9 protein-coding genes are annotated in these 8,772 nt (G+C 74.3%); 8 read left to right on the forward strand and 1 reads right to left on the reverse strand.

The annotated features are described in order from the left end of the window. The first annotated feature begins 8 nt into the window (after nucleotides 1–8). From ACZ5ID_RS03155 to ACZ5ID_RS03165, 3 genes are all read left to right on the forward strand, one after another. The gene (locus ACZ5ID_RS03155) at nucleotides 9–743 is read left to right on the forward strand and encodes an HAD family hydrolase (RefSeq protein WP_468892881.1); all 735 of its coding nucleotides are present in this window, start codon (nucleotides 9–11) and stop codon (nucleotides 741–743) included. Between the two features lie 117 nt (nucleotides 744–860). After that, on the forward strand, nucleotides 861–1,478 hold the full coding sequence (locus ACZ5ID_RS03160) for a TetR/AcrR family transcriptional regulator (RefSeq protein ID WP_468892883.1): 618 nt from the start codon (nucleotides 861–863) through the stop codon (nucleotides 1,476–1,478). Nucleotides 1,479–1,547: 69 nt separating this feature from the next. Continuing rightward, nucleotides 1,548–2,915 carry an FAD-dependent oxidoreductase gene (locus ACZ5ID_RS03165; protein WP_468892884.1) on the forward strand — a complete coding sequence of 456 codons (1,368 nt, stop codon included), beginning with the start codon at nucleotides 1,548–1,550 and terminating at the stop codon, nucleotides 2,913–2,915. Nucleotides 2,916–2,972: 57 nt separating this feature from the next. On the opposite strand, the gene ACZ5ID_RS03170 is transcribed toward ACZ5ID_RS03165, so the two are convergent. Beyond that, nucleotides 2,973–3,320 (reverse strand): ArsR/SmtB family transcription factor, encoded by a 348-nt coding sequence (locus ACZ5ID_RS03170; protein ID WP_468892885.1) that lies wholly within the window; start codon nucleotides 3,318–3,320, stop codon nucleotides 2,973–2,975. 103 nt (nucleotides 3,321–3,423) lie between these two features. Here ACZ5ID_RS03170 and ACZ5ID_RS03175 point away from each other — a divergent pair, with 103 nt between their 5' ends. The 5 genes from ACZ5ID_RS03175 to ACZ5ID_RS03195 all read left to right on the forward strand — a co-directional run bounded on the left by ACZ5ID_RS03175 (nucleotide 3,424) and on the right by ACZ5ID_RS03195 (nucleotide 8,636). Next, the gene (locus tag ACZ5ID_RS03175) at nucleotides 3,424–4,527 is read left to right on the forward strand and encodes an NADH:flavin oxidoreductase/NADH oxidase (protein ID WP_468892886.1); all 1,104 of its coding nucleotides are present in this window, start codon (nucleotides 3,424–3,426) and stop codon (nucleotides 4,525–4,527) included. A 213-nt stretch (nucleotides 4,528–4,740) separates the two neighbouring features. Continuing rightward, a complete protein-coding gene (locus ACZ5ID_RS03180; protein WP_468892887.1) occupies nucleotides 4,741–5,829 on the forward strand; it encodes a WD40/YVTN/BNR-like repeat-containing protein in 1,089 nt (362 codons plus the stop codon). A 10-nt stretch (nucleotides 5,830–5,839) separates the two neighbouring features. Further along, complete coding sequence (locus ACZ5ID_RS03185) at nucleotides 5,840–6,517, forward strand: uracil-DNA glycosylase (protein ID WP_468892888.1); 678 nt, start codon at nucleotides 5,840–5,842, stop codon at nucleotides 6,515–6,517. After that, a complete protein-coding gene (locus ACZ5ID_RS03190; protein ID WP_468892890.1) occupies nucleotides 6,514–7,611 on the forward strand; it encodes an N-acetylglucosamine kinase in 1,098 nt (365 codons plus the stop codon). Before ACZ5ID_RS03185 ends, ACZ5ID_RS03190 begins: the two co-directional genes overlap by 4 nt. A gap of 95 nt (nucleotides 7,612–7,706) precedes the next feature. Next, complete coding sequence (locus tag ACZ5ID_RS03195; protein WP_406555464.1) at nucleotides 7,707–8,636, forward strand: sirohydrochlorin chelatase; 930 nt, start codon at nucleotides 7,707–7,709, stop codon at nucleotides 8,634–8,636. The last annotated feature ends 136 nt before the right edge of the window (nucleotides 8,637–8,772 follow it).

Raw genomic sequence — 8,772 nt, forward strand, 5'->3', positions numbered from 1 at the left:
TCGCCGCCATGGCGATCAAGGGTGTGCTGTTCGACTTCTCCGGGACGCTGTTCCGTATCGAGTCCACGCGCGACTGGCTCGACGCCGTCCTCGACGCGCGCGGCATCGCGCTCACCGAGGAGCGACGCGCGCGGTACGCGGCCGAGTTGGCCCGGGCGGGGGCGCTGCCCGGCGGTCCCGCCCCCGAGTTCCTGCCGCCGCATCTGGCGGACCTCTGGGCGGTCCGCGACCGCAGCGCCGAACTCCACCGCGCGGCGTACACGGGGCTCGCGCGAACGGTGACATTGCCGGATCCGCAGTTGCACACCGCGCTCTACGAACGGCACAGGACGCCGGCCGCCTGGCACCCGTATCCGGACGCCGGAGCCGTCCTGCGGGGGCTGCGGGAGCGGGGCGCGCGCGTGGCGGTGGTCAGCAACATCGGCTGGGACCTGCGGCCGGTCTTCCGCGCCCATGGCCTGGACGTCCTGGTGGACGCGTACGTCCTGTCGTACGAACACGGGGTGCAGAAGCCCGACCCGCGGCTCTTCCGCGCGGCCTGCGAGGCGATCGGGCGGGAGCCGGGCGAGGTGCTGATGGTGGGCGACGACCGGGAGGCGGACGGCGGCGCCGCGGCGCTGGGCTGCGCCGTCCACTTCGTGGACCATCTGCCGGTCACCGAGCGGCCGGCCGGACTGCGCCCCGTCCTGGGCCTCGTCGACGCGGACGGAGCGCGGCAGAAGAGGGCCGCCCCTCCTGGGTGATCCCCCGCGTCACCCAGAAAGGACAGCGAATCCGCAGGCCAGAACACCCGGCAGGGGTTCCCGCACACGGTCACCTGAGTATATTGGCTCAGAGCCAGTCAACGCAGGAGTTACAGCATGTCCCCGCGCAGCGCATCGGTCAATGAAGAGTTGCGCCGGCGTTCCCGTGAGCGGCTGCTCCAGGCGACAGTCGAGCTGGTGGCGGAGCGCGGCTACGAGGCGACCACCCTCGGCGACATCGCCGACCGGGCCGGCTCGGCCCGCGGCCTGGTCTCGTACTACTTCCCGGGCAAGCGCCAACTGCTCCAGTCGGCCGTCCACCGGGTCATGCACCTGGCCCTGGACGCGGGCCTGGAGCAGGAGCCGCGGACCGAGGACGGACGGGAGCGGCTGGCCCGCGCCATCGACGCGATACTGGACCTCACCGCGGTCCACCCCGTGCTGATGCGCGCCCACATGGCGGGCATCCTCCAGGCCGAGGGGTTCGTGCAGTGCCCCGAGCAGCAGCGCCTGTCCTGGCTGCTGAAGGACACGATGCGGCGGTACGGCTCGGCGGACGTGGACGCCGAGTACCCGATCCTGCGGGCCCTGCTGATGGGCGCGGTCTTCGCGGCCCTGCTGCCCGGCGCCCCCATGGAGGTGCCCCGGCTGCGGGGCGAGCTGTTCCAGCGTTTCGGGCTCGACTGGGAGCTCGGCAACCCGCCACCGCAGGGGAAACCGCTCGCCGTCCCCTGACGCCGCGCGCGTGCCGGTGCGATGCTGGAGTCCCCCGGTGGGATCCGCCTGCGGGAAGGGAGACCCTTCGTGCTGCGCATAGCCGTCGTCGGTTCCGGGCCGAGCGGGGTCTACACCGCTCAGTCCCTGGTCACCCAGAGCACGGTCCCAGGCCTGCGCGTCGACGTCCTGGACCGGCTGCCCTGTCCGTACGGTCTGGTGCGGTACGGGGTGGCGCCCGACCACGAGAAGATCAAATCCCTCCAGAACAACCTGCGCGCGGTCCTGGAGGACGAACGGATCAACTTCCTCGGGCACGTCGAGATCGGGCCCGGGGGCCTCGCTCCGGAGCGGCTGCTGCGGCTCTACCACGCGGTGGTGTACTGCGTGGGCGCCTCCGCCGACCGCCGGCTCGGCATTCCCGGCGAGGACCTGCCGGGAAGCTGCTCGGCCACCGACTTCGTCGCCTGGTACAGCGCCCACCCGGACGCCTCGGCGAACGGATTCCGCCTCGAATGGCTCACCGCCCGCTCGGCGGTCGTCATCGGCGCGGGCAACGTGGCGGTGGACGTGGCCCGCATCCTCTCGCGCGGCGCCGAGGAGCTGCGTCCCACCGACGTGCCGCACGCGGCGCTGGACGCGCTGGCGGCGAGCCGGGTGCGCGAGGTGCACATGGCCGCCCGGCGCGGCCCCTCGCAGGCGAAGTTCACCACCAAGGAGCTGCGCGAGCTGGGCGTGCTGCCGGGCGCCGAGGCGGTGGTGGACGCCGCCGAACTGGCGCTGGACCCGGCCTGCGCGGACCCCTCGGCACTGCCCGCCGCCGTCCGCCGCAACATCGAGGTGCTGCGCGGCTGGGCGGCGCCGGACCGCGAGCGGCGGAGCGTGGAGCGCACGCTGCGGCTGCGGTTCTTCCTGCGCCCGGTGGAGATCCTGGAGCGGGACGGGCGGGTGGGCGGCGTCCGCTTCGAGCACACCGCCCCCGACGGGGCCGGGGGCGTGCGCGGCACCGGCACGTACGAGGAGATCGAGGCGCAGCTCGTGCTGCGGGCGGTCGGCTATCTGGGCGTGCCACTGGCGGGTCTGCCGTTCGACCCGGCGACGGGGACGGTCCCGCACGCGGCGGGCCGGGTGCTGCGCGACGGCGTGCCCTCGCCCGGGGAGTACGTGGCGGGGTGGATCAAGCGCGGCCCGACCGGCGTCATCGGCACCAACCGCCCGTGTGCCAAGGAGACGGTGACCTCGCTCCTGGCGGATGCCGACGCCCTGGCGCGGCGGCCCGTCGAGGGCGAACCCGTGGACGCCATGCGGGAGTCGGGGCTGCGGCCGGTCCAGTGGCGGGGCTGGCGGGACATCGAGCTGGCGGAGGCGGCGCTCGGCCGCTCGCTGGGCCGGGGCCCGGTGAAGATCGCCGACTGGGAGGGACTGCTCGCCGCCGCGCTGGGCGCGCGCGGGGACTGAGCGCCCGGCCGGAGGGCGTCGGCCCCGGCAGTGGGGCGCACGCGAGCCGAGCGGCGCTCAGCCGTCGAGCCGCGCCCCCTGGAGCGCCGCCGCGCCCAGGATGCGGTCGAAGAGCCCCGGGAAGAGCTCTTCCAGATCGTCGCGGCGCAGCCCGTTCATCTTCGCGGTGCCGCGATAGGTCTGCCGGATGACGCCGCTCTCGCGCAGCACGCGGAAGTGGTGCGTGGTCGTGGACTTGGTGACGGGCAGGTCGAAGAACGAGCAGGACACCTCACCGTCGGCCGCCGCGAGCTCACCGACCACCCGCAGCCGGATGGGGTCGGAGAGCGCGTGCAGCACCGCCTCCAGACGGATCTCGTGGCGTGCCGGGTGGTCGAGTTCGCGCTTGCTCGTTGCAGTGGACACATACGCATTGTACGAGAGGCGTCGTAGTTTGACATCTCCCGTACTACGATGCATATCGTACGAACCGGATCCGGCGCCGCCCGTGGCGCCGCGGCCGTCCGGAATGGAGTCTGCCGTGCCTGCTGCGAGTGCCCTGTTCGAGCCGTACACCCTGCGGTCGCTGACGATCCCCAACCGGATCTGGATGGCGCCGATGTGCCAGTACAGCGCCGAGGTGTTCGGTCCGGACGCCGGTGTGGCCAACGACTGGCACCTCGCCCACTACGCGGCCCGGGCGACCGGCGGCACGGGGCTGATCCTCGTCGAGGCCACCGCCGTCAGCCCCGAGGGCCGGATCTCCCCCGCGGACCTGGGCATCTGGAACGACACCCAGGCCGAAGCGCTGGGCCGGATCGTACGGTTCCTCAAGGCGCAGGGCACGGTCCCCGGCATCCAGATAGCGCACGCCGGCCGGAAGGCCTCGACCGACCGCCCCTGGCGCGGCGGCGCGCCGATCGCCACGGACGCCGAGGAGGGCTGGCAGCCGCTCGGCCCGAGCCCGGTGCCCTTCACCCCCCGCCACACCGTGCCCAGCGAGCTGACCACCGATCAGATCAAGGAGGTCGTCGGGCAGTTCGCGGACGCGGCCCGGCGCGCGCGGGACGCCGGGTTCGAGGTCGTCGAGATCCACGGCGCCCACGGCTATCTGATCGGCGAGTTCCTCTCCCCGCACTCCAACAGGCGCACCGACGCGTACGGCGGCTCGTTCGAGAACCGCACGCGCCTCGCGCTCGACATCACCGAAGCCGTACGGGAGGTGTGGCCCGAGGAGCTGCCGCTGTTCTTCCGGGTCTCGGCCACCGACTGGCTGGAGGAGGGCGGCTGGACCGCGGACGAGACCGTCCGCCTGGCCGCGCTGCTCAAGGAGCGCGGTGTGGACCTCCTCGACGTGTCGACCGGCGGGAACGCCACGGGGGTGCGCATTCCCGTGGGTCCCGGCTACCAGGTGCCATTCGCGGCCCGGGTGCGCCGCGAGAGCGGGCTGCCCGTCGCCACCGTCGGCCTGATCACCGAACCGGCCCAGGCCGAGAAGATCCTCGCCAACGGGGAGGCGGACGCGGTCCTGCTCGGCCGGGAGCTGCTGCGCAACCCGTCCTGGGCGCGGCAGGCGGCCCGTGAGCTGGGCGGCGAGGTGCGGGTGCCGGACCAGTACGGCTGGGCGATCTGACCCGGCCCGGAGGCCCTCGGGCGACCTCGAAGGGCTCGGTCACGGTCGCTCCGGTCCCGTCCGGGTGAATGCGGCCCGGTCGGCCTCGCGCCACGCCCCGCATCCCGCTCCCACGCCCTGTGACCTGCGCGGACCCCGGCTTCGGGGGCCGCTGTCAGTGGTCGGGTGCAGACTGGCGGATATCCGGGACAACGGCGTTTTGGAGGGGTAGCGATGACCGACGTACTGCTCACTGTGGGGACCCGCAAGGGACTGTTCATCGGCCGCAGGCACGGCGGCGAGTGGCGGTTCGACGGGCCGCGCTTCAACGCCCAGGCGGTCTATTCCATCGGGATCGACACCCGGCGCCCGGTCCCCCGGCTGCTCGTCGGCGGCGACAGCGCGCACTGGGGGCCCTCCGTCTTCCGCTCGGACGATCTCGGCGCGACCTGGGTGGAGCCACCCCGGCCCGCGGTGAAGTTCCCGGAGTTCACCGGCAAGTCGCTGGAGCGGGTGTGGCAGTTGCACCCGGCGGGCCCCGAGGCGCCCGACGTGGTCTACGCGGGCACCGAACCGGCCGCGCTCTTCCGCTCGGAGGACGGCGGCGAGAGCTTCACCCTGGTGCGTCCGCTGTGGGAGCACCCGACACGCTCGCAGTGGGTGCCGGGCGGCGGCGGTGAGGGTCTGCACACCATCGTCACCGACCCCCGCGACGCCCGGGCGGTGACCGTCGCGGTCTCCACCGCCGGGGTCTTCCGCACCCGGGACGGAGGCGAGAGCTGGGCGCCCGCCAACAAGGGCGTTTCGGCGGTCTTCCTGCCCGACCAGCACCCCGAGTTCGGCCAGTGCGTCCACAAGATCGCCCAGGACGCGGCCGATCCGGACCGGCTGTTCCTGCAGAACCACTGGGGGGTCTACCGCAGCGACGACGGCGGTGAGCGCTGGCAGGACATCGGCGAGGGACTGCCCTCCACCTTCGGGTTCGCCGCCGCCACCCACCCCCACCGCCCGGACACCGTCTACGTGTTCCCGATCACCGCCGACTCCGACCGGGTCCCGGCCGGGAACAGGTGCCGGGTCTTCCGCAGCCAGGACGGCGGGCGCACCTGGGAGCCGCTGTCGGCCGGACTGCCCTCGCAGGCGCACTACGGGACGGTGCTCCGCGACGCCCTGTGCACCGACGACGCCGACCCCGCGGGCGTGTACTTCGGCAACCGCAACGGGGAGGTGTACGCGAGCGCGGACGACGGCGACAGCTGGAGCCTGCTCGCCTCCCATCTGCCCGATGTGCTGTGCGTACGGGCGGCGGTGGTCCGCCAGTAGAGTGACGGCCGTGGCAGCACGACCGTTGAAAGAGATCGTCGAGCCCGGATGGGCGGACGCTCTGGAGCCCGTGGCCGGAAGGATCGCCTCCATGGGCGACTTCCTCCGTCAGGAGATTTCCCAGGGGCGCACCTACCTCCCGGCCGGACAGCATGTGTTGCGGGCCTTCCAGCAGCCGTTCCAGGACGTGCGGGTCCTGATCGTGGGCCAGGACCCGTATCCGACACCGGGGCACGCCGTGGGGCTCTCCTTCTCGGTCGCCCCCGAGGTGCGCCCGCTGCCGGGCAGTCTGGAGAACATCTTCCGCGAGCTGCACACCGACCTGGGGCTGCCCAGGCCCTCCAGCGGCGATCTGACGCCCTGGACCCAGCAGGGCGTCCTGCTCCTCAACCGGGCACTGACCACGGCGCCCCGCAAGCCCGCCGCGCATCGCGGCAAGGGCTGGGAGGAGGTGACCGAGCAGGCCATCCGCGCGCTGGTCGCGCGCGGGACCCCGCTGGTGTCGGTGCTGTGGGGGCGCGACGCGCGCAACCTGCGCCCGCTGCTCGGCGAGCTCCCGGCGATCGAGTCCGCGCACCCCTCGCCCATGTCGGCGGACCGGGGGTTCTTCGGGTCGCGGCCGTTCAGCCGGGCCAACGACCTCCTCGTCCGCCAGGGCGCGCAGCCCGTCGACTGGCGCCTGCCGTGACGGTCGCCGGGGGCGGCGACGGCGTGTGGGTGCTGGGCGTCGACTCCGGCGGGTCCGGCGTACGGTTCGCGCTCGGCCGGGCCGACGGGGGCGCCCCGGCGGAGGTGTCGCTCAGCGACGAGCCGGTGCGCACGGGTCCCGCCGGGATCGACGCGGGACAGCTGCTCGCCCAATTGGCGCCCGCGGCCCGGGAGTTGCTGGACCGGACCGGCGCGGGCCGGGTGGCGGCGGTGGCCGTGGGCGCCGCCGGGATGGTCTCGCTCGGCGACGACCTGCGCGCCCGGCTGCCCGCGGGCCTGGCCGGTGCGCTCGGCGTGCGACGCCTCGCGCTGGCCGCCGACGCGGTGACGGCCTACGCCGGAGCGCTCGGCCAGCGGCCCGGGGCGGTGGTCGCGGCGGGCACCGGAATGGTCGCGCTGGGCACGGATCTGACGCGGTGGCGGCGGGCCGACGGCTGGGGCCATCTGCTCGGTGACTGCGGCGGCGGCGCCTGGATCGGCCGCGCGGGCCTGGAGGCCGCGCTGCGCGCCCACGACGGCCGGCACGGCGGCTCGGCGGCCCTGCTGGAGCGCACCGAGGCGCTGTTCGGACCCGTGGCGGAGCTGCCCGGCCTGCTGTATCCGCGCACCGACCGGCCCGCCGTGCTGGCGTCGTTCGCGCCGGAGGTGGCGCGCTGTGCCCCGTCCGACCCGGTCGCGGCGGCGATCCTGCGCGCGGCTGCCCGCGCCATCGCCGAGTCGGCCGCGGCGGTCTGCCCGGACGTGCCGCCCGCGCGCGGCGAGGACCCCGCGAGCGGGCCCGGCCCCGGCACGGCCAAGGACTCCGGCGCGAGCGGAGCCGTCGGCGACAGGGCGGCCGAAAGTGTGAGCGAATGCGAAGTGGCGCTCACCGGCGGCCTGTTCCGGGTGGGCGACCCGCTCCTCGTCCCCGTACGGGAGGAGCTCGACGCCCTGCTGCCGTCCGTCCGCCAAGTGCCCGCGGCGGGAGATCCGCTCGCCGGAGCCCTGCTGATCGCCTCGGCGCTGGCCCGCGACGAGCTGCGACTGCCGCACCACCCGCGCATGTTGTGGGTCACGACAGAGCGGGACACTTGAGGGCAATGTCACTCACGGGATAAATGTGGACAGATACCGCTCACCTGACCCCTACCCGAACAGCCGCGCACGCAAAGCCAGTAGCATGCGGCGCCATGAGCTCCCCCACTGGGCCCGCATCCGGCCTGCCTGTACGAATGCCGCGACCCCGCCAGCCAGGGCGGCACCGCCGCCCGGAACCGGTGGTCGCTCCCGAGGGCGCGCCCGCGCTCGTCCTCGCCGTTCCCGGTACCCCCTCCCCCGCCGTGCGCGCCCTGGCGGAGGAAGTCATCAGCATCGCGCGCTCGGAGCTGCCCGGCCTCAACGCCCGGATCGGCTACCTGGACGCGGCCGACGAGGCCGCCGTGGAGTTCCCCCCGCTCGACGCCGTGCTCGCGCACACCGCCGCCGAGCGCACCGCCCGCTACGAGCAGGCCCGTGCCGCCGGTCAGGACGTCGCCGCGCCCGACGGCCCCGTCGCCGTCGTCGTGCCGCTGCTCGCGGGCCCCGACAGCGCCCTGATCCGCCGGGTGCGCCAGGCCGTCATGGACAGCCGTGCCGCCGCCGAGCTGACCGACGTCCTCGGCCCGCACCCGCTGCTCGCCGAGGCCCTGCACGTACGCCTCTCCGAGGCCGGTCTGGCCCGCGCCGACCGCGCCCGGCTGTTCACGGTGGCCACCGCCGCCGACGGCATCATCCTGGCGACGGTCGGCGGCGAGGAGGCCGTGCAGGCCGCCGGGATCACCGGCATGCTGCTGGCCGCCCGCCTCGCCGTGCCCGTGATGGCCGCCGCGCTCGACCAGGAGGGCTCGATCGCCGCCATGGCCGAGCAGCTGCGCGGCTCCGGTTCGGTGCAGCTCGCGGTCGCCCCCTACCTGATCGGCCCCGAGGTCGCGGACGGACTGCTGGACACCGCCGCCAAGGAGGCCGACTGCCTGGCCGCTGAGCCGCTGGGCGCCTACCCGGCGATCGGCAAGCTCGTGCTGTCGCAGTACGCCGCCGCGCTGGGCATCACGCCGCAGCCGCAGGGCTCCCCCGTGCACTGACGTACGGATGACGCGGAAGGGGCCGCACCCCCGCCAGGGGGTGGGGCCCTCCCCCTCCCCTGGGGGAGGGTTCCCCCGGGGCTCCGCCCAAAAAAAAGCACAAAGACAAAGGGGGGGGGAACAAAACCGCCAAGTG

The sequence above is a fragment of the Streptomyces sp. NPDC031670 genome (genome assembly GCF_055580545.1).

Bases quoted from the DNA above. Each gene is read 5' to 3' on its own strand.
- ACZ5ID_RS03155 (WP_468892881.1), top strand. From the start codon at position 9: ATGGCGATCAAGGGTGTGCTGTTCGACTTCTCCGGGACGCTGTTCCGT.
- ACZ5ID_RS03160 (WP_468892883.1), top strand. From the start codon at position 861: ATGTCCCCGCGCAGCGCATCGGTCAATGAAGAGTTGCGCCGGCGTTCC.
- ACZ5ID_RS03175 (WP_468892886.1), top strand. From the start codon at position 3,424: ATGGAGTCTGCCGTGCCTGCTGCGAGTGCCCTGTTCGAGCCGTACACC.
- ACZ5ID_RS03180 (WP_468892887.1), top strand. From the start codon at position 4,741: ATGACCGACGTACTGCTCACTGTGGGGACCCGCAAGGGACTGTTCATC.
- ACZ5ID_RS03195 (WP_406555464.1), top strand. From the start codon at position 7,707: ATGAGCTCCCCCACTGGGCCCGCATCCGGCCTGCCTGTACGAATGCCG.